Here is a 23,503-nt window from a genome sequence, read left to right as displayed (position 1 = left end):
CATCCGGGCCGGGGGTGCTCGGCAGGAGGCGCGTCTAATGAGGAACCGGAAGCGGCTGTCCCTCTTGACGGTCGCGGCCATGATCGGGGTCGCCGGCTGCTCCCAAGGGGCTGAGGAGTCCACGTCCGAGCAGGTCGTGGAGGCTACGACCAGTTGCGCCACGAAGGGCGAGCTCACCATGTGGGAGCGCTCGGGCGGCAACAAGGACATGGTCGACATGCTGGTCGCGGCGTGGAACGCCAAGAATCCGGACTGCAAGGTCGCTCTCACCTACATTCCGCATACGGAGATGGTCGGCAAGATCGCTCAGGGGATCGCGTCGGGGCAGGTGCCCGATCTGATGGGGATGGATCTCATCTACGCGCCCCAGTTCGAGAAGGCGGGGCAGCTCGTCGACCTGACCGCTCGGATCAGCGGCTGGCCCGAGCTGAAGACCGCCAGCAAGGGGCACATGACAGTCTCCACTTACGAGAACAAGCTTTACGGCGTTCCTCTGTACGCCGATGTGTCAGCCCTGTTCTACAACAAGGATCTCTTCAAGCGGGCCGGCCTCGACCCGGCCAAGCCGCCGACGAGCCTGCCCCAGCTGCGGGAGTACGCCGACAAGATCACCGCTTTGGGCGGGGACGTCAAGGGCTACTACCTGCCGGGCAACTGCGCCGGCTGCAACATCTTCACGGTCGGGCCGCTGATGTGGGCGTCCGGCGCGAAGATCGAGGCGGCCGGGCCCGGCGACGAGCCGCTGGTCGGTGACGGCGTGAAGCAGGTGCTCCAGTTCGAGCGGGACATGGTCAAGGCCGGCAACGTGCACGAGGGTGACCGCACCGAGAACGGCGAGACGTTCCACCTCCAGTTCGGCTCGGGCAAGGTCGGCATGATGGGCACCGGCAACTTCAACATCACGCTGGCCCGGCAGCAGAACCCCAAGATGGACTTCGGCGTGGCCCTGCTGCCCGGCATGACCGACGGCTCGAGCGCCTCGTTCATCGGCGGCGACCTGGTCGTCGTCCCCAAGGGCAGCAAGCGCGTCAACGACGCTGTCAACTTCATGAAATTCCTGCTCTCCGACGACGTTCAGGTCGAGGTGTACGCCAAGGCGCTGAACCTGACCACGCGCAGCGACATGGTCGACAACAAGTACTTCCAGGCCGAACCGCTGGTGCAGGACGTGGCCGAGGCGCTGACGGTGGGACGTACGCCGTACACCCTGACCTTCTTCGAGCAGATCAACTCGCCGCAGGGCCCGTGGCTCAAGATGCTGCAACGCGCGTACTACACCGGCGACGACCTCGACGCGGTCATCGCCGACGCCAAGAAGTCGATGAAGGACATCGCCGCGAAGTCCTAGGAGACAAAGGCCATGCAGCGTACGCGTCGTAACCGGCTCACCGGCTTGGCGTTCACCGCTCCGGCCCTCGTGTTCGTGCTCGTGTTCACCGTCTATCCGCTGGGCCGGATGGTGTGGATGTCGCTGCACGAGTGGTCGCTGATCTCCGAGCCGCACTTCGTCGGCGTGGACAATTTCCGGCAGGCGTTCGGCGATCGCCAGTTCTGGACGTCGTTCCTGTTCACGTTGAAGTACACGGCCCTGATCACGCCCGTGCTGATCGTCGGCGGCTACCTGCTGGCCCTGCTGACGGCGCCGTCGTCGAAACCGCGCGCCATCACCCGTACGGTAATTTTCGTCCCGGTCGTCATCGGCCTCGGCGTCTCCAGCCTGCTCTGGTACTGGCTGTTCAGCACCGACTTCGGCGTCGTCAACCGGATCCTGCTCGACCTCGGCCTCGTCGACCACCCCGTGCTCTGGCTCGGGGTGGACGCCGGCACGTCGAACTTCGCGATCAGCACGTCCGTCGTCTGGAAGGTCATCGGCTTCGGGATGATCCTGTTCGTCGGGGCCATCCAGGCCATCCCGACCGAGATCACCGAGGCCAGCCAGGTCGACGGGGCAGGCTATTGGCAGCGGATCGGCCGCGTCGTCCTGCCGCTCACCATGCGCACGGTCCTGCTGGTCACCCTGGTCAGCGTGATCGGCTCGCTGCTGGCGTTCGACCAGTTCTACATCATGACGGCCGGGCAGCCGCAGAACGAGACCGCGACCTCGGTCTTCTTCGTCTACCTGAACTCGTTCCCCTATCTGAAGCTGGGCTACGGGGCCGCCCTGTCACTGATCCTGGCCGTGACCATCCTGGCCTTCACCGTCGTCCAGCTGGTGCTCACCCGCCGGAGCGAGTCGTGACGGCCACGCTGGCCCGGACGCGGCAGCGGGCCGTCGCCAAACCGATCAGGGCCGGACATCGCGGCCACCTCGTGGCCGCCGGTTGCATCGCCATCGGCACGGTCATGATGCTGCCGCTGCTGTACTCGGTGCTGGCCTCGATCAAGCCGACGGCCGAGGCGGCCGCCGCCCCGCCGACCTATCTGCCGCACGGGCTGAGCCTGGACAGCTACCAGCGGCTGTGGGATTACCAGGAGGGGCTGCTCACCTATCTGGGCAACAGCTTCGGCACGGCCGTGCTGACGATCGTCTTCACCCTGCTACTCACGGTGCCGGCCGCGTACGGCCTGTCGCGCTTCCCGGTGCCCGGCAAAGAGCTGATCTTCATCGTGCTCCTGTTCGCGCTCATCGTGCCGTACCAGGCGCTCCTGACCCCGATGTTCCTGATGTTCGCCAAGATCGGCCTGACGAATTCGCTGATCGGGCTGGCGATCCTGCACACCACGATCCAGTTGCCGTTCAGCCTCTACATCCTGCGCAACAGCTTCGCGGCGGTGCCCCGCGAACTGGAGGAGGCCGCCATCATGGACGGCGCGGCGCCGCACCAGATCCTGCGGCGTGTCTTCCTGCCGCCGACCCTGCCCGCGGTCGTGACGGTGACCCTGTTCGCTTTCATCACGTCCTGGAACGAGTTTCTGGGCGCGCTGGTGATGATGAGCTCGAGCGCGAAGTTCACCCTGCCCGTGATCCTGGCGACGGCCCGCACCGAGACCAGCCTCGGCGGCACCGACTGGGGCATGCTCCAGGCCGGCATCACCATCTCGATCATTCCCTGCGTGGCCGTCTACCTGTTGCTTCAGCGGTACTACATGGCCGGCCTGATGAGCGGAGCCGTGAAATGAGCGTGACAGCAGTGCAGCCGTCGAAGACGGCGCTGACCCGGCTCCGCCCGCTGGACGCCCGGCGTGTCGAACTGACCGGCGGTTTCTGGGCTTCGCGGGTCCGCGTCAACCGGGAACACACGATCCCGCACGGACTCGAGCAGTTGGAGAAGGCCGGGAACCTCGACAATCTGCGGCTGGCCGACGGCTATCGCGGCACGTTGCCCTTCCTCGACTCCGACGTCTACAAGTGGCTCGAGGCGGTGGGGTGGGCCGGGTTGCCCGCCGACGACGTGATCGACCTGGTCGCCTCGGCCCAGCGGCCCGACGGTTATCTCAACAGCTATGTCCGGGCCGGCGAACCGTACAAGGACCTGTCCTGGGGTCATGAGCTCTACTGCCTGGGCCACCTCATCCAGGCGGCGGTGGCGTGGCATCGCGCGCGCGGCGACGACCGGCTGCTCGACATAGCGGTCCGGGCCGCCGGCCACGTGCCGGACGGCATCATCGACGGGCACCCGAACATCGAGATGGCGCTGGTGGAACTCACGCGGGTGACCGGTGACCGGCGCTATCTGACGATGGCCGCCCGCATGATCGACACGCGCGGACACGGCACGCTGCCCGGTGCGGAACAGTTCGGCGCGGCGTACTGGCAGGACCACGAGCCGGTGCGGGAGGCGTCATCGGTGGCGGGACACGCCGTACGGCAGCTCTATCTCGACTGTGGCGCGGTCGATGTCGCTGTCGAGCTGGGTGACGATCGGCTGCTCGCCGCGGCGCGCCGCCGGTGGGACGACCTGACACGCACCCGGATGTATCTGACCGGTGGCATGGGCAGCCGGCATCGGGACGAGGCGTTCGGCGATCCGTACGAGCTGCCGCCGGACCGGGCGTACGCCGAGACCTGCGCCTCGATCGCCGGGGTGATGCTGGCGTGGCGCTTGCTGCTGGCCACGGGCGAGGCGGGATACGCCGACGCCATGGAAAGGATCATCTACAACGGGGTGTTGCCCGGGATGTCGCTCGACGGGACCCGCTTCTTCTACACGAATCCGTTGCAGCGCCGCGTCCACCGGGCACCGGACGGCACCGGGGAACGACAGCCCTGGTACCGCTGCGCCTGCTGTCCGCCGAACCTGATGCGGCTGCTGGCGTCCTGCCAGCAATTTCTTGCAACGTCGGACGACAGCGGCATTCAGTTGCACCAGTACGCCACGGCGACGATCGACACCGGCCCGACACGCCTGCGGATTGACACGAATTATCCGTGGGAGGGGCGAATCGCCGTACAACTGCTGGAATCTCCGGCGGAGCCATGGACCCTGTCCCTGCGCGTGCCGCGGTGGTGCCGTTCGGCCACCCTGACCGGACCTGACGGCACGCTGGCGGTGGCGGCGGGAGTGGTGAAGCGGCACCGGAGGTGGAAGACCGGGGATGTCGTCGAGCTGAACCTCGAGATGCCGGCCCGGGTCACCGAGCCCGACCCGCGGATCGACGCCGTGCGGGGATGCGCGGCGCTGGAGAGGGGCCCGCTGGTCTACTGCGTGGAGGAGGCCGACGTCCCGGACCTGACATGGGATTTCAGCCGGGAGCCGGCATTGGTGCCACGCCCCGACCTGGCCGAGTCGATGATCGGCCTGGACGCCGCCATCCCGTACTTCGCATGGGCAAATCGAGGCGCCGGCGGCATGCGGGTGTGGATCCCACGCTAGGCGGAACGGCACGCGGGCCTGGATCCCGCGCTCAGCGGGGCGACACGCGACTCTGGATCGCGCGCTAGGCGGGCGGTGCTGTGGAGTCGCGCACTATCAGCGGGAGCTGGAAGACGGTTACGCCGGGCTCGGGGCGCGATGACGGATCGCGGGCCAGTGACACCGCCTGTGACACGCCGAAGCCGACGATCTCGGCGATGGGCATCCTCAGCGTGGTCAGGGCGGGCACCGTATGTGCGGCGATGAGGATGTCGTCGAAGCCGACGACGGAGAGCTGGGCGGGCACCGCCACGCCGAGAGTGTGTGCGGCGTGCAGCGCGCCCACGCCCACCAGGTCGGTCGAGGCGGCCACCGCGGTCGGTGGCTCGGGCAGGCTCATCAGCTCGGCCAGCGCCGACTCGCCGCCGTCCAGAGATCCAGGGCAACGACGAAGATAATTAGGGGGTACGCCGCCGAACCGCTCCCGCATGAAATCGACGTACGCCTCCTCGCGGATCCGGTACTCGTTGGGCAGCTCGGCGCTGAGGAACCCGATGCGCCGGTGCCCGAGCGCGGCCAGATGTTCGAGGCCGGCCCGCACGCCGGCCCGGTCGTCCGGGTTCGCGGTGGGAAACTCGAGCGGGCTGGCGCCCTGCCACAGGCCGACCACCGGCACCGGGGAGCGCCGCAGGTCGGCCAGCAGCTCCGGATAGCCCTGCATGTCGCCGAGCAGGATGATCGCGTCGGTGTGCCGCGTCTCCAGCACGGTGGTCAGCGGCGACGCGGCGTCGAGCTGCCCGTGCACGTGGCCGAGCACGACGTTGTAGCCGTGCGCGACCGACTCGACCACGAGCGCCTCGATGACCCCGGCGTAGAAGACGTCGCTGAAGTCCCGCACGACGGCACCGATGAGGTTGGTCGACGCGCCCCGCAGCCCCCGCGCCAGCGGATTGGGCCGGTAGCCCAGATGACGGGCCGTCTCGATGACCCGCTCCCGGGTCTCGGCCGCGATCGGCACCCGGGTCGGCGCATTGTTCAGAACCCGCGAAACCGTGCTCTGCGAAACTCCCGAAGCCTCGGCGATATCGCGCATCGTGATCACGGCCCGCACGGACTCGCGCGCGTTCTCACGGGGCGGCCCGGGCTTGCGCTGGGGATCGCCGCCCGGCGGCTCTGCTCGCGCTCCGGGCGCGGAAGTCGGCATCGAGGCGAAGCGTAACACCGGCGGTAAGGTCAGCCGGTGGACCTGGATCACATAGCCGCGCAGCTCGGCGTGCCCCTTGAGGAGATCGACCGCGTTCATCGCCTGGCCGGTGACCGGCCCTCGGCTCCCCTGCCCACGTCACCGCGTCTCGATCGTCTCGGGGTGCGACCGGACGACGCCGCCGAGATCTTGGCGGGCTGGCCCTCCCCACAGTGGAGCCCCGCGCTGCGCTGGCTGCTCGATCGCTCGACCGCGCTGGTCCGGGCCGATCTGGGCGGCTACGGCTGGCTGTCGCCCGGGCCCGCGCTGCCGCGCTACTTCGTCTACGTCTATTTGTCCCTGGTCGACGTCGTCGAGGCGTACCACCGCAACCGTGACATTCCCGACGAGGTGACCCGGGCGACGCTGGCCGATCTGGGCCGCAACCTGGCCGTCGACCGCCGCATGAAAGGCGAGGGCTGGCCGGTGATGCAGAGCTGGCTGACCCTGCACGTGCGCGGCGGTCTGTACGAGCTGGGCCGCCTGCAGTTCCAGCGCGGCGACACCATCGATCTGCACATTCCCGAGTCGGGCCGGCTGACGCCGGCATCGGTCGACGAGTCCCTCGACCAGGCCCGCGGTTTCTTCCCGCGCCACTTCCCCGAGGAACGCCACGACGCCTTCACCTGCGGCTCCTGGCTCCTCGACCCGCAGCTGCTAAACTACCTGCCCGCCGACTCCAACATCGTCCGTTTCCAGCAGCGGTTCGACATTTTGCCGTACGAGGAACCGGAGGGCCTGGACGCCGACGTCGAGGCCCGCCGCTTCGTGTTCCGCACGCTGACCACTCCCCTGGACCAGCTCCCCCGCGACACCGTCCTGCAGCGCGCCATCATCGACCACTTGAAGGCCGGGAACCACTGGCAGTGGCGCCGGGGCCGGCTGCGTCAGGGCTTGTAGGCCACCGCTCCGAACTCGTCGACCTCGCGCCGATCGTCACCTTCAGCCGGGCGCCAGCGGGAACACGGGACCAGCCCCGGCTCGACTACTTCGAGCCCTTCGAGGAAGCGGGCGAGCTCCTCGGGCCGGCGCAGGTGGTACGAGAGCGGGGCATTCGCGTTCCACACCCCGATGGCTTCCTCGAAGGCCGGCCCGTCGAGCACGTTGGTCCCGTCGGCGGTGACCAGGTAGCTGCCCGGCGCCAGCCCGCCCATGAACTGACGGACGATGCGCACAGCGTCGTCCAGGTCGGGCACATGGCCCAGGATGTTCATGAGGATCAGGCCGGTCGGCTTCGACAGGTCGAGGGTGCTCCGCCCGGCCGCCTCGAGAACCGCGGCCGGATCACGGAGGTCGGCGTCGATGTATTCGGTGACTCCCTCGGCCGTACCGGTAAGCAAGGTCCGAGCGTGCGACAGCACGAGAGGGTCGTTGTCCACGTACGCGATGCGGGCCTCCGGCGCCACGGCCTGCGCCACCTGGTGGGTGTGCTCGGCGGTCGGCATGCCGGTCCCGACGTCGAGGAACTGCCGGATGCCGGCCTCCGCGGCCAGGAAGGTGACCGAGCGCTTGAGGAAGGCCCGCGACGACCGCGCCACCACGGCGATGTCCGGATAGAGCCCCGCGAACTGGTCACCCACTTCCCGGTCGACGGGGAAGTTGTCCGTCCCGCCCAGCCAGTAGTTCCAGACGCGAGCCGAGTGCGGAATGCCGGTATCGAAGCTCATGCCACAACTCTAATGTGGATGAGAGGACGGGTGGCTGAGGTGCGTCCCTCTACGCTGCCACCATGAATCTCGGCGGCTATCACGAGCAGTTCGGCGGCGACCCCGACCTCGATGTCACGGCACTGCTCACCGACGGCCGCGATCTCCTCGGTAAGCCCGGTTTCTGGTCCTGCTATCTGCGCACGCTGATGGTTCCGGATTTCGGCGGCCTGCCGGGCGACGACGACCTGTACGACTACATCGACCCGAGCCGCTGGGAGGTGCTGCGGGTCGACTTGCGCGACGGTGCCGAACTGGTGGTGGTGTTCCGGAACCTCGACGAGGACGGCGGCGTCGACTATCTGGTTCTGCCCGGCGGCGGGGCCAAGGCCGTTCCGATCGCGGCGATCGACGGGCACCAGACCGGGCCCGGCCTCTCGTGGCCCGAGCTGGCCGGCGTGGCGGCCCGGCAGGACGACCCGATCCGCCGAGCACAGGCCCTGCTTCTGCTGGCCCCGGCCTTCGGCGACGCGGCGGCGGACACCCCCGAGGCGGTGGCTCTTTTCGCCGGGGCGATGCGCACCCTGGGCGTCACCGGTGACGTCGGGAAAGCGGCGGCGATGCTCGTCTCCGACGAGGTCGACTTCTGGGGGCACATCGACTGGGAGGACGGTGTGCCCGACTCCGATCTCGCCCCGCGTGATCCGGCCAGCGTGTTCGCCCTGGCCGAGCCGCAACGGCTTCTGGTCGAACGCCTGTTGGCGCCCTGATCTCAGGGGACGGGCGCTTCGAGGCTCTTCGCCCACTTGACCGTCCAGGAGTTGAGAGGGGCGAGCGCCTCGGTGAGTCCGGTCCCCAGCTCGGTCAGGTGATATCCGTTGCCGTCGTGGCTGATCAGGCCGAGTTCGCGCAGCTCCTTGAGTCGCGTGTTGAGGGCTCCCGGGTTCGACTCGCAGGCGGTGATCAGGCTTCGGAAGGTCAGTGAACGGCCCTCGCGCAGCTCCCACAGCAGGCGCAGCGATCCGCGCCGGCCCAGGGCGTCGAAAAGCACCATGAGCGGGCGCCCGGTGGAGGTGCCGCGGGCGGGTGAGCCGATTGTCAACTTGTCCACGCTATGGATTCTATAGCGCAGCTGTTACTGTCGCCGCATGACGCGCGCTCGGATCGCTCCCGCCGGCGAGCCCCTCGACACTGACGTTCAGGCCGCCATCGACGGCGTCATGCGGGGCCGGCCGCCGCTCGCGCTGTTCACGACGCTCGCGCGGGACCGCCGGCTCTTCTTCAAGTTCTTCTCCGGAGGGCTGCTCGACCGCGGTCACCTGACACTCCGCCAGCGCGAGATCGTCATCGACCGCACCACCGCCCTGTGCGGCGCCGAGTACGAGTGGGGCGTGCACGTGACCACGTTCGCAGGGCCGGCCGAACTGACAAGCGCCCAGATCACGTCCCTGACGCACGGCAAGGCCGAGGACTCGTGCTGGACCGACGAGGAGCGCGCTTTGATAGACCTGTGCGACGCGCTCCACACCAAGGCGACCGTCGACGATCACCTCTGGAACAGACTGCGGGACCACTACGGCGACGGGGCGATCCTCGAACTCCTGCTGCTCGCGGGCTTTTACCACACCACCTCGTACGTGGTGAACGCCCTGGCGCTCCCCCTCGAACCCGGCATGGCCAGGTTCGACCAGAATGAAGGGTGAAGCGGTGTTCAACTTCTGGGACTGAGCCTGGTGTCTACCGCGGACTGCTGGAGGGCCAGCAGCCGCGACACCTCGGCCGCCGGCATCGGGTGGGCCAAGTGGAAACCCTGGCCCAGCGTGTAGCCCAGCTCTCGCAACGTAGCCACCTGTTCGGGGCTTTCGATGCCCTCGGCGACCGTGTCCAGGCCCAGCGCGTGGGCCAGCTGGATCACCGCCCGGGCCACGGCCTGGCGAGCACCGGCCGCGGCCGGGTGGCCGTCGTCGATCTCGATGCCGTCCACGAAAGACTTGTCGAGCTTGACTATTGCCGCCGGGAAGGCTCTCAGCAGGCTCAGCGACGACTCGCCGGTGCCGAAGTCGTCCAGGGCCAGGCGGATGCCCATGCGGTCCAGGTCGTACAACGCCCTGGACACCTGCTGGCCCCGCAGGACCGCCGACTCCGTCACCTCCAGGACCAGGCGCTCGCACGGGAGGCCGCTGTCGGACAGGGCCTCCGCCACGTCGGCCACGAAGTCCGGGTCGTGCAGCTGGCGGGCCGAGACGTTCAAGCCGGCCTCCTGCAGCGCGTCCGGGCCGAACTCGGCCAGCCAGGAAGCGGCCTGGCGGCATGTCTCGCGCAGGACGAAACGGCCCAGCGGGACGATCAGACCTGTTCTTTCGGCGGCCGGGATGAACTCGGCCGGTGGGACCACGCCCCGGGTCGGGTGGTGCCAGCGGACCAGGGCCTCCACCCCGAACAGGCGGGTGCCGTCCAGGCGCATGATGGGCTGGTAGACCACCCGGAACTCGTTGTTGTCCAACGCCCGGCGGAGCTCGCCGCCCAGCTGCATGTGGGCCAGCACCGGCTCGCCCAGGCCCTCGACGTAGCGTACGAAACCGGCCTTGCCCTGCTGTTTCGCCGTGTACATGGCCACGTCGGCGTCGCGCAGGACCGAGTCGACCGTGGCGCCCGGAGTGGCGGTCGCTATGCCGATGCTGGCCTGGACCAGCAGCCTGTGCTCGCTGATCGGCTGGGCGAAGGCGGCCAGCAGGCGTACGGCCAGGGCCTCCGCGTCGGACGTGAGCAGCACCGCGAACTCGTCGCCGCCCACCCGCGCCGGCAGGCCGTGGGAACCCACCTCGGAGCGGAGCAGGCGCGCCACCGAGATGAGCAGGTGGTCGCCGACGCCGTGGCCCAGCAGGTCGTTCACCGTCTTGAAGTCGTCCAGGTCGATGAGCAGCACCGAGGCCTGGCCGGTGGTGCTCAGCGCGTCCGCGAGCCGATCCCGGAACAGCGCCCGGTTGGCCAGCGCGGTCAGGCCGTCGTGGCTCACCTCGTACTTCAAACGGCCGAGCAGCCGCGCGTTCTCCCGGGACGTCAGGTACAGCCGGACCATCACCAGCCCTGTCACCACGACGGCGGCGATCAGGGCGACCCGGACCGGCCAGCGCAGCGGTTCGCCCAGCGCCACCGCGATCAAAGGCACATCAACCAAGAGCATTGCGATGTACGGAAGGAGCACGCCGACACGCGCAGGAGCGCGCAGCCCCCGGTCGGCGCGCGTCTGCGCGGCCACCCCCAGGGTGATGAGCAGCGGAGCCAGGGGCAGGACGACCGACTGCGCCGGAACGCTCGCGATCAGCCCGAACTGCACGGCCAGGACGGCCGTCGCGGCGGCGGGCACGCCACCGGCGGCCGCGATGAAGCGGATCGCCACGCGGTCGACCGGGCCGCCCGCGATGTACGAGGCCTTGGTGGCGGCGCCGACCGCGATCAGCAGGCCCAGCCCGACCAGCACGGTCGCCTGCCGGCTCAGGGACTCGCGGGCGGTCAGCATGGGTGCCAGCCCGATGTACCAGAGCACGGCCGCGCAGCCCAGGAAGGCGATCAGCCGGTCGAGCACCATGGGCCACCGCTCGGTGGCGCCGGCCCGGGACACCGGGACCCGGGCCAGGGCGCCCATGGCGATCAGGAAGCCCAGGGCCGCGATCGCCGCGGCCGGGGTCGGCATGGCGCGGGTGCGCACCTCGTCGGCGTGGGCCAGCGAGTCCACGGCCAGCCAGGCGTACCCGAAGGTGATCAGGCCGATGGAGAGGAAAACGGCCCGCCAGAACGGGTCACGGCGGGACAGGCCGTGCAGCGACGCGGTGGCCAGGGCGCCGCCGATCGGGACGAAGACGTACGCCGTCGCCTCGGCGCCGATGCCGGCGCCGAGATAGGCCACACACCAGACGGCGCCGATCGCGGCGACCGCGGCGGTGGCCCGCACATAGAGCGCTTCCCGCGTCACGGAAGCGACACTAGTGCGTCCGAAGTGGAGAAGATCTCCCCCGAACGTTCGAGAGGGCCGGGCCGCGACGGGGGGATGTCGCGGCCCGGCTGTCCGGTCACTTCAGGCCGAAGGCCCGGGTGATCGTCTGTTCGACGCTGTTGCCGTACGCGTCCTTGGCGCCGGCCTTCAGCGTGACGTGCTGGGCGTTCTTCGGCGCCCGCAGGTCGGCCGTCCACCCGTCCTTCGACTGGTGCAGCCGCTGGCGTACCCAGGTGGCTCCGTCGTCGTACGACACCTCGAGCGTGACCGTACCGATGGCCTTGGTGCTCGGGCCGCCGGTCAGGTGGGACGGCACGACCGTGATGGCGGTCGAGCGGGAGGCCCGGTGCGAGATGTCCGTGTCCACCTTGTAGTCGAGCTGGATGAGCGGCAGGCGGGCCGTCTTGGCGTCCGAGAAGAAGTCCCAGGTCGTCCGCGTCTTCGACGAGTACGGGTACGACGTCGAGTCCCGCTGGGTCGTGGTGACCAGGCGGTACGGGAGGCGTTTGGGGCTCAGCCCGGAGTTGGTGTCGATCCAGTTGTACGTGTTCTGCTCGATCACCGACCTGCCCTGCGACAGGGTGGCCGTCATCTCGCCGCCGTCCGGGAAGGCCACGCCGGCGTGGTTGGCGCCCGAGTCGCCCCAGCCGGGGATCTCGGCCACGATCCGGTCGCCGTCGCGGTAGGGCAGCGTGACCGCGTCGTTGATGCGCGGGCGCTGGATGGCGCCCAGCCACGTCTCCTCCGTCCGGCTGCCCGCCTTGTAGGTGGTGTCGCCGCCGAGCTGGAACGAGTACCAGTCGTCCATGTCGGTCGACCAGCGGACGCCGTCCTGTGCGGTGACCCAGTCGGTGCGGAACCGCTCGGAGCGCAGCAGGGTGGTGGAGCCGACCTTCACCGGCAGGTCCGGGTTCTTGTCGAAGCGCTTCTCGGACATCTCCCGGGTGGAGGTGCTCTGGAAGTCGACGTCGACCCGGGCCAGCTCACGCTCCGACGGGCGGTAGGTGAGCGACTTCGGCGTCCCGTTCGGCCAGTAGCGGACCAGGTCGTACAGGTAGTCGGTGGTCGGGTCGGAGGCGACGTTCAGGGTCACCTTGCCCTTGGCGAGCTGAGCGATCAGGCGCTCGCCGCCGTCCGCGGTCAGCGAGACCACGGCCAGTTTCGTCCTGGAGGTGGCGTCGAAATAGCGCCCGGGCTCGTTGTTGACGACCGCGAGGACCGCCGCACCCGCCTTCTCGGCCGCCTTCACCTGGTCGTCGAGGTCGTCACGGCGTACGACCGCGATCTTGTCCTTGACGTTGACCTTGGCGAACTCGGCGGCGGTGCCCGTGCCGGCGAAGACCGCCTCGAGCCGGCGTGTGCCCTCGGCCGGGATGGCCGACCCGGAGATCAACAGCAGATCGTCGTACGGCTCACCGAGCGAGATGAGCGGCTCGGTCTTCCGCCAGCGGGCGGTCACCGACATCTTGCCGTCACGGGCCTTCTGGCCGGGCGTGACCCAGATGCTGTCGTAGTAGCGGGGAATGATGAAGGAGTCGGTGGCCTTGGCCGTGTCGCCCAGCTCGCGGTGGTAATCGAGGCGGACCTCGGCGGTGGCCGACGCCTTGGGCGTGATCGCCTGGACCTCACGGGTGGTGGAGGCCTTCAGCTCGATGGCGGTGTTCTTCTCGACGACGACCGTGGGCGCGCTGACCAGCGCCATGCCGCGGGAGTTGGGGCCGTGGGTGCCCTCGACGTCGCCCCACATCCAGACCGCGTAACGGCCGTCCGGCACGAGCACGTCGATCGGGCGTCCGTCGATGGTGAGGAAGTTGTAGTAGGCGCCGGCCGGGTCGCCCTCGCGCAGCATCATGATCTCACCGGGCATGGGCTCGCCGCCGCGGCCGGTCGGGGTGATGGTCAGGTGCCGGGGCTGGTCCTCGGTGCTGATACCGATGAGGGTGTCGGCCACGTGACTGCCGCCGGCACCGGTGGCGACGACGCTGCCGGTGAAACGGCCCTTCTGCGGCGAACTGCTCAGGTCGACCGAGACCGTGACGGAGGCGGTGCCGTTGGCGGGCACGGTCACCCGCGGCGCCGACAGCTTCGCGAAGTCGAGCCCGGTCGCGGCCAGGTCGAGATCAACGGCACTGCCGCCGACATTGGTGTACGTGATCTGGCGCTCGACGGTGCCCGACGGCTCGTCCTCGACGGGGTGGATGCCGAGGTAGGCCGAGGCGGAGGCGAAAACCGTCGCCTTTGTCGTGGCGGCGATGTCGAGGCGGCCGCTTCCGGCCTCGTACGCGTTGTAGTCAGGGGTCTCCTTGGCCGTGCTCACCAGGGCGTCCTTGAGCTGCTGGCCGGTCCAGCCGGGGTGCTGCGCGGCGAGCAGGGCGGCCGCGCCGGCGACGTGCGGCGTGGCCATCGAGGTGCCGGAGGCCGAGGTGTAGAGCTCGTTCACCGGCTGGCCCATCGTCGTGCCGGCGGCGCGGGCCGCGACGATGTCGACGCCGGGCGCGGTGATCTCCGGCTTGAGCGCGCCGTCGACGAACCGCGGGCCGCGGCTGGAGAAGTCGGCGAGATGGTCGTCGCGGTCGACCGCGCCGACGGTGAGGGCGGCGTCGGCGGCGCCGGGCGACCCGACGGTGGTCTCGGTGGGCCCGCTGTTGCCGGCCGCGATGACGAACAGGGCGCCGGTCTCGGCGCTGAGCTCGTCGACGGCCACGCTCATCGGGTCGGTGCCGTCGGTGGGATCACCGCCGAGGCTCATGCTGATGACCTTGGCCTTGCGCTCCCGCGCGGCCCACTCCATCCCGCTGATGATCCAGGAGTCCTGCCCGGAGCCACCGCTGTCGAGCACCTTGCCGATCTCGAGGTCGGCGCCGGGGGCGACACCCCGTTCCTTGCCGCCGTCACCGGCGCCGGAGCCGGCGATGGTGGAGGCGACATGCGTGCCGTGCCCGTGCCCGTCGGTGACGTCCTCACCGGGCACGAAGCTCTGGCTCGACTCGATCCGGCCGGCCAGATCCGGGTGCCCGGCGTCGACACCGGTGTCGAGCACGGCGACGTCGACGCCCTCGCCGGTGTTGCCGCCGGCCCACACCTCCGGGGCGCCGATCTGCGCCACGCTGTCGGCCAGGTCGGCGTGCACCTTGCCGTCCAGCCACACCTTGGTGATGCCATGGGCGAAGCCGGTGGCTTTCTTGGCCCGTACGCCCTCCGGGGCGGCCCCGGTCAGCGAGGTCCAGAAGTCCTTGTCGCGTTCGGCGCTCACCGCGCTGCCGTTGATGCTGGGCAGAGCACGTACTTCGGTGCCGCCCTCGGGCAGGGCGGCGGCACTGCGCTTGGCGGCCGAGCCCGAATATCCGAGGATGACCGGCAGCCGATCGGTGACGGCGTCGCCGTAGCCCTCGCGGAGCAGATAGGTCACGTTGAACAGTCGCTTGTCGAGCAGCCCGGCCCCGACGTACTGCATGGCGCTGTCCGGGTAGACGTAGGTGTCCGGCCCGACGGTGGTGATGTGAGCACCGACCTGCTCACCATCAGGCCCTTGAATGGTGGTGACACCGGGCCGGACGGTGACCTTGTCACCGGTGATCAGCGTGATCGTGGTCCCGGCACCCGAGTTGACCGGGCTCGGGGCACTGGGTGCTGCTTGTGCGTGGGCGGGCGCCGCCGGGTTCACGGCCAGCGCGGTCACGGCCGCGACGATGAACGGCACGGACCTGCCGAAGGGGGATTGCGTCAACGGAACACCTCGACTCGATCAGAGGCCTGAAGTGCTGATGACGCTACGACAGCCTTGATCGATATCCTGTCGGTCGATCTCCGCTGTTAATGAGCTGGAAACCAAATACGTAGTTCGATGAAACATGACAGCCGGGCCGATCGTCGTGCTCGCCGTCGCGGCGACCGCCCCTGTGCCTGGCCACGGCCGTACGGCCGTCGACCGCGATGTGGATTTTGGTGCTCAGGCCGCCCCGCGAGCGACCCAGCGCTGGTGGGACGTGGTGAGCTGACCGACAAGGCTTGGGTCCGGATCGAGCCGCTGCTACCGCCGGCCGAGAGCGGCGGCCGGCGGTGGCGTGATCACCGTCAGGTGATCAACGCGATCCTGTGGAAGCTTCGAACCGGCGCTCCGTGGCGAGACCTGCCCGAGCGCTACGGGCCCTGGAAAACCGCGCACGAGCGGCTACGGATCTGGACCGCGGACGGCACCTGGGAACGCATCCTCGACGAGGTGATCGTCAAAGACGACTCAGTCGGGAACGTGGAATGGACGTTCAGCGTCGACAGGGGGCTGCGCCAGCGAGTGGGTCGAAGACCTCGCCGTCGGCGGAGAGGCCCTCGGACGCTCCCGCGGCGGACTGACAAGCAAGATCCACCTCGCCGTCGACGGACGCGGATTGCCCATGTCGGTCATCCTGACCCCGGACCAGGCCGCGGACAACCCGCAACTGCTGCCACTGCTGGACCAGGTCGCGGTCGGCCGTGCCGGACCTGGCCGCCCTCGCACACACCCGAACCGCGTCCTGGCCGACAAGGCCTACTCCCATCCATCAACCCGGACGGCGATGCGAGCCCGCGGGATCGCGTTCACCAGCCCGGAGCGCAGCGACCAGATCGCCCACCGCAAAGCCAAAGGCTCCCGCGGCGGACGCCCACCCGCCTTCGATCCCCAGCACTACGCCAGCCGCAACGTCGTCGAGCGCTGCTTCAACCGACTCGAACAATTCCGCGCACTCGCCACCCGCTACGCCAAACGCGTCGCTTACTACCGCTCACAGATCATCATCGCCGCCATCGTGTTATGGCTGCGTGCCGACCTACAGGAAACGGCCTAGGCGGCCGGCGGCGATTTTGCGGTCCGGCGGCGAGGCGTCGGCGCTCAGCCGGGCTCGGACTCGTGGCCGGCGGGGTGGGTGCGGAGCAGGCCCTCGTAGGCCCGCTCGGCGGTCATGTCGCCGGTGATGACGCGGTGGATCGTGCGGGTGATGGGCATGGGCAGGTCGTGACGGTCGGCCAGCTGGACCGCGGCGTGCACGGTCTTGACGCCCTCGGCCACCTGGCCCATCTCGGCCAGGATGTCGTCCAGGCTACGGCCCCGGCCCAGCTGCTCGCCGACGTAGCGGTTGCGGCTGTGCGGGCTGATGCACGTGGCCACCAGGTCGCCCATGCCGGCCAGGCCGGCCAGCGTGCTCGGCTCACCGCCCAGTGCCACCGCCAGTGTGGTCAGCTCGGCCAGCCCGCGGGAGATGACGCCGGCCCGCGTGTTGTCGCCGACGCCGAGGCCCTGCGCGATGCCGGTGGCGATCGCGACGACGTTCTTCAGCGCGCCGCCGACCTCGCACCCGATCACGTCGTGGTTGGTGTAGACGCGCAGCAGACCGCGCCGGAACACCCGCTGCAACTCGGCGGCGACGGCCAGATCCTCGGTCGCGATCACGGTGGCCGCGGCCATGCCCGCCATGATCTCCTTGGCCAGGTTGGGCCCGGTGAGCGCCGCCGCCGGATGACCCGGCAGCACGTCCTTGATGACCTCGGTCATCCGCAGGAGCGAGTCGCGCTCCAGCCCTTTGCTGAGGCTCACCACGGGAATCCACGGGTGCAGGTCGGGCCGTACCCGCTCGAGGGTGTCCCGGAAGGCCCCCGTGGGCACCCCGACGACGAGCAGCTCCGCGTGCGCGGCCGCCTCGGCCAGATCAGCGGTGGCCCGGAGCCGCGGCGGCAGCGGAAAGCCGGCCAGATAACGCTCGTTGGTGTGCTTGGCGTTGATCTCCTCCGCCGACGCTTCGTTCCGCGCCCAGATCAGCGACTCGTGATCCCGGCGGGTGAGTACCGACGCGACAGTGGTCCCCCATGAACCCGCACCCAGCACCGTGATCCGCATGGTCCCTCTTCCCTTGGCGCACAGCTCGGCCGGCCGTCACCCGAGTCGGTACAGTATGGCCTCGTCGATCGCGCGGCCAGGCCACGCTCGGGCTGAGGACAAGTAAATCTTGATAAAGTATTTCGATGCTCGACCCGATCAGCACCGGGATCATCTCCAGCTATCTCGCGAACGTCTTCTCCGATTCCGTTCTGGAGGTGTACCGGGAATGGCGTGATCGTACGCAGGAGACGACGCCTTCCTTGGACGTCGAGGCAGTCGACGAAGCGCTGAACCGCGCGCTTCGAGGTGCGGACCTGTCCCAATATCTCGGTCCTGGTGCGCACTCCGAGGACCTTGACGCCCTCACCCGCTTTCTCGCCAGTCGAGACCTGGGAAACCTGACGACCGACGCGGTGGCGTTCCACATCGTCCGGGATGGGCGAGAGGTCCTGTCCACGCTGAACGAAGAGTGCCGGCAGCTGTTGATCTACTACGGCGTGTCCCCCGCGTCTTCCGTGGTCGCCTCGGAAAAGATCATCGGTTTGATCGACGAGGTGGCGGTCGAATGCGTAGAGGAGATCGGCCCCGATCCGGCCGCGAAACAAAAGGATCAGAACGACGAAGCTCAGCGCCAGCGCGAGGTCGCCCTGCGGCGAATTCAGGAAAGACAGACGACCCGGATCGCCAAGCAGCTCGCGACGCTGAACACGCTGATCGACGATGAGCACGTGGACCGGCAGGCGATCGAGCGGAAGACGTCGCAGATCCAGGAGGCGGTGGACCAGGTACACGGTCACCTGACGCCGCCCGGCGTCCTCGAGGTGACGCGGGTGCCGATCGACGACATCTACGTAGTGCCTCACATCGTCCTCGACGAGTCACCCGATGAGCGGGCGAAGACGTACGGCCCAGACAGAAAAGAATCTGAACTTCCTGTGTCCACGGATCTCGCGGATCTGCTGGAAACTTCCGCCCGCCTGGTCGTCGTGGGAAACCCTGGAGCTGGAAAGACGACACTCTCCCACTATGTAGCACAACGGGTTTCGAACGGGCTCCTGCCCGGTACGGCCGAAAGACGATCGAAGGACAATCCGGTCCTGTCGTTCCCCATCGTCCTGCGAGAACTGCGCGAGCCGATCTTCTCACCCACCGGCGTCGACATCATCGGCGCGGCCAAGATGGTCCTGGCCAACAGATATCAGGTCACACTTTCTCGCGCGGAGGTCGACTTTCTCTGTTCGAGCGGGCGGATGCTGCTGATCCTGGACGGCCTGGACGAGATCACGCACCGGCAGGACCGCGAGGCGGTATCGCGCTCGGTGGACGCGTTCGCCCGGCTGTACCCGCGCTGCCGCATCCTGGTAACCAGCCGGGTTGTGGGCTACCGGCAGGCGCCGCTGAGCCCGGATCTGTTCCAAGTGGCCACGATCGGGCCCTTCTCCGCCGAGCAGGTCGGCGCCTACGCGCGGAAGTGGTTCGACCTCCATCTTCATAAAGACCTGACACCGGCCGGCCGGCGGACCCTGACGGCGAGCTTTCTCGCCGAGAGCAGCAACATCGAGGACCTGCGCGAGAACCCCCTCCTCTTGGCCCTCATCTGCAATCTCTACCGCCATCAGGGGTTCATCCCCCGCAACCGGCCGGAGATCTACGTAAGCTGCTCGCGACTCCTGTTCGACACCTGGGACAGACGAAGGCGGTTGCGGCCCGTCTTCGAATTCGACGCGCACGTCGACGGAATGGTTCAGCACATCGCTGAATGGGTGTTCTCCAGAGCCGACGCACAGGGAGGTGTGAAAGAGGAGACGCTGATCAGCGTGGCCACGGAGTACCTGAGTGGGTGGCAGTACAAGAACCGCCGGGAGGCGGAGATCGCGGCCGGCCTCTTCCTGGAATTCTGCCGGGACCGCGCCTGGATCCTGACGGAGATCGGGCAATCGCCTCGGGGAGAGCGCCTCTACGGCTTCACGCATCGGACCTTCCTCGAGTATTTCGCCGCGGAGCATTACAAGGAGACCCTCCAGGCTGATCAGCTCATCGAGTTGGTGGTCGACAAGGCGAAGAAGTCCTACTGGAACATCGTGTGTCAGCTGATCGTCCAGCTCTCTTCGAAGAAGGAGCGCGGCCTCGAGAACCGGCTGATCGACGCACTCGTCGCCCAGTTGGACGAACTCGAGCCGCAGGAACGCGACATCGCCTTCACGGTCTGCTCCGGAAGCCTGGAGTCGATCCCGTTGCGCCCGGAAACGGTGGAACGAGTGGTCAAAGCGTCGATCAAGTACTACCGCGAGTCCCTCTTGGCCGCGCCGAACGCCATCGGTCACTCCGCCAGTTCACCGAACGGACGTGGGGTCTACTGGCTGGAGAGTTCCCGGGTCTCGGCCGAAAACCTCAGGGCGGCCTCGGAGGCGGTCGCCGCCGGGCTCGAAGACCTACTCGAGGGGCATCGAACGCGATCGAAGACGCCCCGGTCACGATATCCGGTAGTGGTGAAAACCTTGGCCCACCTCTTCGACTTCGAATTCGGGCAGAGTGTCCGTCAGACCGGCTTCCGCGCACGATTCTCGGACCAGTTCTCCCGAGCGGCGGCCGAGATCCTGCGGATCTCCACCGAGCCGTGGGTGGAGTCGGTGGCCCTTTCGAGCGGACTGATGATCGATACGAACCCTGACGAGTCGTTGCTCGTCCGTGCCTTCAGGTCCCAGACCGGTCACTGGCGGGTCGAACCGATGCCGCTTCCCTGGGGCTGCCGGAGCGCACCCAGCCTGGCCGAGATCATCGTCTGGTGGGGCATCAACGCCACCAGCGACGACCGGGCCTTCGTCGAGGAGGTGCTGCTCCCGCGAGCGCTCGCCGTGAGAAGCGCACTGCGGGAACCGCCGGCCGAGTTCATCCCGCATTCGACGTGGCTGGCCGGCGCGCTGGGAGGGCTGGGACCCATCTCGGGTAATGCGACCGACCTGCCCCCGGCGTTCCACGACTGCGCGACCCACATTGCCCTGATGCTGGTGAAAAGCTATGTGACCGGCGACGCTGAAACCGTCCGTAACCGTATGGCGGAGGTGGGCGTCAAGCAGTGGGGACACCTGAGATTGGTCTCTACGGCCATCGAGTGCAGATACGACTTGGGCGGCCCCGAGCTCTCGGACGCCGACCGCGACGCGCTGTGTGATCTCGGCTTCCGAAGGTGGGTCGACGGCTCGCTCGAACCAGCCCCGCACGACCCGTGACCCGTCGCTCCTGGCGCGGCCACCGCACCGTGGGGTCTGGGGTCGCTCCCAGGGAGATACTGCCTTATGGATGTGTTGACGGGGCTGCTGGACGGGGCTCGCGCCCGTGGGGCGTTTCTCCTGCGGTCCGTGCTGGATCCACCGTGGGGGCTCCGGCTTCAGGACGGGTCGCCGCTGTCGCTCATCACCCTTGTCAAAGGGGAAGCGTGGATCTGGCGGGACGGTGAGCCGGACGCTCGGATCGGGGTGGGGGATGTCGCGGTGGTCAGCGGCGTTCAGCCGTACGACATGGGGGACCGGCCCGGGCGCCAAGCGCAAGTGATCATCCATCCGGGGCAACGCTGCGAAGCAGCGGATGGCACGGAGATGCGGATGACCGGGCAAGGGGTGCGGACCTGGGGCGCGGCGCCCGACGGGGCGACCGTGATGATCAGCGGGACCTATCAGATGCACAGCGAGGTCGGGCGGCGGCTTCTCGGCGCGCTGCCGGGTGTGCTTGTGCGGCCGGCTGCGGCCGGCGATCGGGCACTCATCGACCTTCTTGTACGGGAGATGGGTGGCACCGCTCCGGCTCAGGATCTCGTGCTCGACCGGCTGCTCGATCTCACGCTCGTGTCGGTGCTGCGGTCGTGGCTGGCCTCGCCGGACGAGGACAAGCCGGGATGGCTGCGGGCTCAGGGCGACCCGGTGGTGGGCCCGGCTCTGCGCCTGATGCACGACGATCCGGCGTACGGCTGGACGGTCTCCTCCCTGGCCTCCAAAGCCGGCGCCTCGCGGGCGGTCTTCGCGCGGCGCTTCACCGATGTCGTCGGGGAGCCGCCGATGTCCTACCTGACGGGCTGGCGCCTCACCGTCGCGGCCGACCTGCTGCGGCAGGGGGACGCGACGCTCGATGCGGTGGCCCGCCAGGTGGGGTACGGCAGTGCGTTCTCGCTGAGCAACGCGTTCAAGCGGTTCTACCGGACCAGCCCGCAGGAGTACCGGCGGCGTGAGGTCACACCAGCAGTCGTGACCTGATGGCGGCGATGTCGGCGTCGGTCAGCCGCAGGCCCTGGCGCAGGTAGTTGTCGAAGCTGCCGTAGATGTAGTTCACCTGGGCGAAGGCGGCCCGCAGCCAGGACACCTCGACGGCGTCGGAGCGGCCCAGATAGGTGTTGCTGGCCAGGAAGTCCTGCTCGACCGTGGCCCGCGGCACGCCGAGCAGGGTGAGCAGCACGGCCGTGGCCCAGCCGGTGCGGTCCTTGCCGGCGCTGCAGTGGAAGACCAGGCCGCCGGGGTGGTGGCCGACGGCGTACAGCACGTCGTGGAAGGCGTAGTCGGCACCGACGAAGTTCACCATGAACGGGTAGCCGATCGACTGGCCCAGGTCGGACGAGCCGGAGAACAGGCCGGCGGCGAGAGCGGCGGCCAGGGTGGCGGCCGCGTCCTTGTGGAAGCGCAGGCCGTGCGCGAGCGAGACGACGTCGGCGACCTGATAGGTGACGCCGGCCGGCACCCGGTCGGGTTCCTGCGAGCGCTCCGAGATGTTGCGCAGGTCGATGTCGAGGGTGATGCCGAGGCCGACGATGGTCTGCTGCTCGGCCGGGGTGAGGTTGCTCAGCTTGTTCGACCGGAAGACGACACCGGTACGGACGGTGTGGCCATCCGCCGTCGTGTAGCCGCCGACGTCGCGGAAATTGGCGGCCGAGGCGAGCCTGACATCGGCGTGGGCGGGAGTGGCGACGCCACCCACGGCTACGGTGACGGCGAGGGCGGTGGCGAGGAAGGCACGACGCTTCATGCCGTTATCCAAAGCGCCCGAAGTGACGCCCTTCTATCTCTCAGGCGTCGTCCGCGTGTCGATCGGCCTGCCGAGGGAGCGGCTGCGGCCGCGGAACTCGGCCAGCACGACGCCGTCCGCGCGGGTGACCGTCACGTCGTACAGGCCGGAACGGCCCCGCCGGGAGCGCTCGACGGCGTGGGCCCGCAGGTGATCGCCGCGCCGGCCCGCCTCGAGGAAGGTGATGTCGAAGCCGGCGGCGACGGTCACCTCCCCGTACGTGTTGCAGGCGACCGCGAACGCGGTGTCGCAGAGCGCGGCCAGCAGGCCGCCGTGCAGCAGGTCGTAGCCGTTGACCATGTCGTCGCGGACCGTCATGGTGACGACCGCGCGGCCGGGGCCGGCCTCCTCGAGCGCCATGCCCAGCGAGCGGCTGGCGTGGTCCTGGCTGAACATGTGCTCGGCGCCCCGGCGGGCGAGGTCGGTCATCAAGCGCTGCCGGCGGCGGCCTGCTGGGCCTGCCACATGGCGATCTGGACGCCGACCACGAAGATCTGGATCGGCAGGGGCATGCCGGGCAGGTCGGCCTCGACCGTGCCCGACCAGGCGCTCGTACGGCGCAGCGAGCCCACCTTGACCCCGGCCGAGAGCAGCTCCTGCTGGTTTCCCCACATCGAGGTGCGGCGGAACTCGTAGACGAGGCCGCCGGCGTGCACCGACCAGGTCTTACGTCCGGCCCGCTCAACGTGGGCGACCTGGTTGCCGGCCTGGTCTAGCATCGTGAACCGGCTGCCCCAGGCGTTCGACCGCACGGTGAAACGATGGCCGTCGACCTCGAACTCGCCGCCGGAGCGCCACCACGACGGGTCCCACTGGGCGACCTCACGGCCGTCGGCGACCATCCTGTACTGGCCGCGCCACAGGCTTTTCTTCTCGGCGGTCAACATGACCCGAGGTTAGACGGGCCGCGCCAGGACCGCATGACCG

At 68.8% G+C, this 23,503-nt stretch carries 19 protein-coding genes and 1 pseudogene; 11 read left to right on the top strand and 9 right to left on the bottom strand.

All coding sequences use genetic code 11. From position 1 onward, the window contains the following. Window positions 1-37 precede the first annotated feature (37 nt). The 4 genes from ACFY36_RS05165 to ACFY36_RS05150 are packed head-to-tail and all read left to right on the top strand — an operon-like array spanning window position 38 to window position 4,814. Window positions 38-1,348: an ABC transporter substrate-binding protein gene (locus ACFY36_RS05165; RefSeq protein WP_499744609.1), complete on the top strand. Its 1,311-nt coding sequence runs from the start codon at window positions 38-40 to the stop codon at window positions 1,346-1,348. 12 nt (window positions 1,349-1,360) lie between these two features. Then, window positions 1,361-2,239, top strand: coding sequence for a carbohydrate ABC transporter permease (locus ACFY36_RS05160; protein WP_499744608.1), 879 nt, complete (start codon window positions 1,361-1,363; stop codon window positions 2,237-2,239). Next, on the top strand, window positions 2,236-3,120 hold the full coding sequence (locus ACFY36_RS05155) for a carbohydrate ABC transporter permease (protein ID WP_499744607.1): 885 nt from the start codon (window positions 2,236-2,238) through the stop codon (window positions 3,118-3,120). The genes ACFY36_RS05160 and ACFY36_RS05155 overlap by 4 nt, the downstream gene beginning before the upstream one ends. After that, complete coding sequence (locus ACFY36_RS05150; RefSeq protein ID WP_499744606.1) at window positions 3,117-4,814, top strand: glycoside hydrolase family 127 protein; 1,698 nt, start codon at window positions 3,117-3,119, stop codon at window positions 4,812-4,814. Before ACFY36_RS05155 ends, ACFY36_RS05150 begins: the two co-directional genes overlap by 4 nt. Window positions 4,815-4,878: 64 nt before the next feature. Here ACFY36_RS05150 and ACFY36_RS05145 read toward each other — a convergent pair whose 3' ends face one another. Continuing rightward, window positions 4,879-5,997, bottom strand: coding sequence for a LacI family DNA-binding transcriptional regulator (locus ACFY36_RS05145; RefSeq protein ID WP_499744605.1), 1,119 nt, complete (start codon window positions 5,995-5,997; stop codon window positions 4,879-4,881). 36 nt (window positions 5,998-6,033) lie between these two features. Here ACFY36_RS05145 and ACFY36_RS05140 point away from each other — a divergent pair, with 36 nt between their 5' ends. Continuing rightward, window positions 6,034-6,936: an acyltransferase domain-containing protein gene (locus ACFY36_RS05140; protein ID WP_499744604.1), complete on the top strand. Its 903-nt coding sequence runs from the start codon at window positions 6,034-6,036 to the stop codon at window positions 6,934-6,936. Here ACFY36_RS05140 and ACFY36_RS05135 read toward each other — a convergent pair. Continuing rightward, window positions 6,924-7,703, bottom strand: a complete 780-nt coding sequence (locus ACFY36_RS05135; protein WP_499744603.1) for an SAM-dependent methyltransferase — start codon at window positions 7,701-7,703, stop codon at window positions 6,924-6,926. The two genes, ACFY36_RS05140 and ACFY36_RS05135, sit on opposite strands and share 13 nt — an antisense overlap. Window positions 7,704-7,765: 62 nt before the next feature. Here ACFY36_RS05135 and ACFY36_RS05130 point away from each other — a divergent pair, with 62 nt between their 5' ends. Beyond that, complete coding sequence (locus ACFY36_RS05130; RefSeq protein WP_499744602.1) at window positions 7,766-8,452, top strand: hypothetical protein; 687 nt, start codon at window positions 7,766-7,768, stop codon at window positions 8,450-8,452. A 2-nt stretch (window positions 8,453-8,454) separates the two neighbouring features. Here ACFY36_RS05130 and ACFY36_RS05125 read toward each other — a convergent pair whose 3' ends face one another. After that, window positions 8,455-8,793, bottom strand: coding sequence for a winged helix-turn-helix transcriptional regulator (locus tag ACFY36_RS05125; protein WP_499744601.1), 339 nt, complete (start codon window positions 8,791-8,793; stop codon window positions 8,455-8,457). 37 nt (window positions 8,794-8,830) lie between these two features. Between ACFY36_RS05125 and ACFY36_RS05120 the strand changes: the two genes are divergently transcribed. Further along, a complete protein-coding gene (locus ACFY36_RS05120; protein WP_499744600.1) occupies window positions 8,831-9,385 on the top strand; it encodes a carboxymuconolactone decarboxylase family protein in 555 nt (184 codons plus the stop codon). A gap of 8 nt (window positions 9,386-9,393) precedes the next feature. Here the strand turns inward: ACFY36_RS05120 and ACFY36_RS05115 are convergent, their stop codons facing one another. Both ACFY36_RS05115 and ACFY36_RS05110 read right to left on the bottom strand, forming a co-directional pair. Further along, complete coding sequence (locus ACFY36_RS05115; protein WP_499744599.1) at window positions 9,394-11,655, bottom strand: putative bifunctional diguanylate cyclase/phosphodiesterase; 2,262 nt, start codon at window positions 11,653-11,655, stop codon at window positions 9,394-9,396. 97 nt (window positions 11,656-11,752) lie between these two features. Beyond that, entirely contained in the window at window positions 11,753-15,403 is a 3,651-nt protein-coding gene (locus ACFY36_RS05110) for a S8 family serine peptidase (protein WP_499744598.1), read from the bottom strand. A gap of 124 nt (window positions 15,404-15,527) precedes the next feature. Here ACFY36_RS05110 and ACFY36_RS05105 point away from each other — a divergent pair, with 124 nt between their 5' ends. Both ACFY36_RS05105 and ACFY36_RS05100 read left to right on the top strand, forming a co-directional pair. Beyond that, a complete protein-coding gene (locus ACFY36_RS05105) occupies window positions 15,528-15,674 on the top strand; it encodes a hypothetical protein (RefSeq protein WP_499744597.1) in 147 nt (48 codons plus the stop codon). Then, window positions 15,656-16,499: pseudogene (locus tag ACFY36_RS05100) on the top strand (IS5 family transposase). Before ACFY36_RS05105 ends, ACFY36_RS05100 begins: the two are co-directional and overlap by 19 nt. 44 nt (window positions 16,500-16,543) lie before the next feature. Here the strand turns inward: ACFY36_RS05100 and ACFY36_RS05095 are convergent. Beyond that, window positions 16,544-17,545 carry an NAD(P)H-dependent glycerol-3-phosphate dehydrogenase gene (locus ACFY36_RS05095; protein ID WP_499744596.1) on the bottom strand — a complete coding sequence of 334 codons (1,002 nt, stop codon included), beginning with the start codon at window positions 17,543-17,545 and terminating at the stop codon, window positions 16,544-16,546. Between the two features lie 125 nt (window positions 17,546-17,670). On the opposite strand from ACFY36_RS05095, the gene ACFY36_RS05090 reads away from it, so the two are divergent. Further along, entirely contained in the window at window positions 17,671-20,757 is a 3,087-nt protein-coding gene (locus ACFY36_RS05090) for an NACHT domain-containing protein (RefSeq protein ID WP_499744595.1), read from the top strand. Between the two features lie 66 nt (window positions 20,758-20,823). Further along, complete coding sequence (locus ACFY36_RS05085) at window positions 20,824-21,774, top strand: cupin domain-containing protein (protein ID WP_499744594.1); 951 nt, start codon at window positions 20,824-20,826, stop codon at window positions 21,772-21,774. Here the strand turns inward: ACFY36_RS05085 and ACFY36_RS05080 are convergent. Genes ACFY36_RS05080 through ACFY36_RS05070 form a run of 3 tightly spaced genes read right to left on the bottom strand, consistent with a single transcriptional unit; the run spans window position 21,752 to window position 23,463 of the window. Further along, on the bottom strand, window positions 21,752-22,537 hold the full coding sequence (locus tag ACFY36_RS05080) for a tyrosine-protein phosphatase (protein ID WP_499744593.1): 786 nt from the start codon (window positions 22,535-22,537) through the stop codon (window positions 21,752-21,754). The two genes, ACFY36_RS05085 and ACFY36_RS05080, sit on opposite strands and share 23 nt — an antisense overlap. Before the next feature lie 33 nt (window positions 22,538-22,570). After that, window positions 22,571-23,005 carry a hydroxyphenylacetyl-CoA thioesterase PaaI gene (paaI, locus tag ACFY36_RS05075; protein WP_499744592.1) on the bottom strand — a complete coding sequence of 145 codons (435 nt, stop codon included), beginning with the start codon at window positions 23,003-23,005 and terminating at the stop codon, window positions 22,571-22,573. Continuing rightward, on the bottom strand, window positions 23,005-23,463 hold the full coding sequence (locus tag ACFY36_RS05070) for a hypothetical protein (protein ID WP_499744591.1): 459 nt from the start codon (window positions 23,461-23,463) through the stop codon (window positions 23,005-23,007). Before ACFY36_RS05070 ends, paaI begins: the two co-directional genes overlap by 1 nt. Window positions 23,464-23,503 lie beyond the last annotated feature (40 nt).

The sequence above is a fragment of the Actinoplanes sp. NPDC000266 genome (assembly GCF_042899005.1).
Classification (GTDB): Bacteria; Actinomycetota; Actinomycetes; order Mycobacteriales; family Micromonosporaceae; genus Actinoplanes.
The sequence above is the reverse complement of the archived record's forward strand: the minus strand, read 5'-3'. Positions and strand labels throughout refer to the sequence as shown.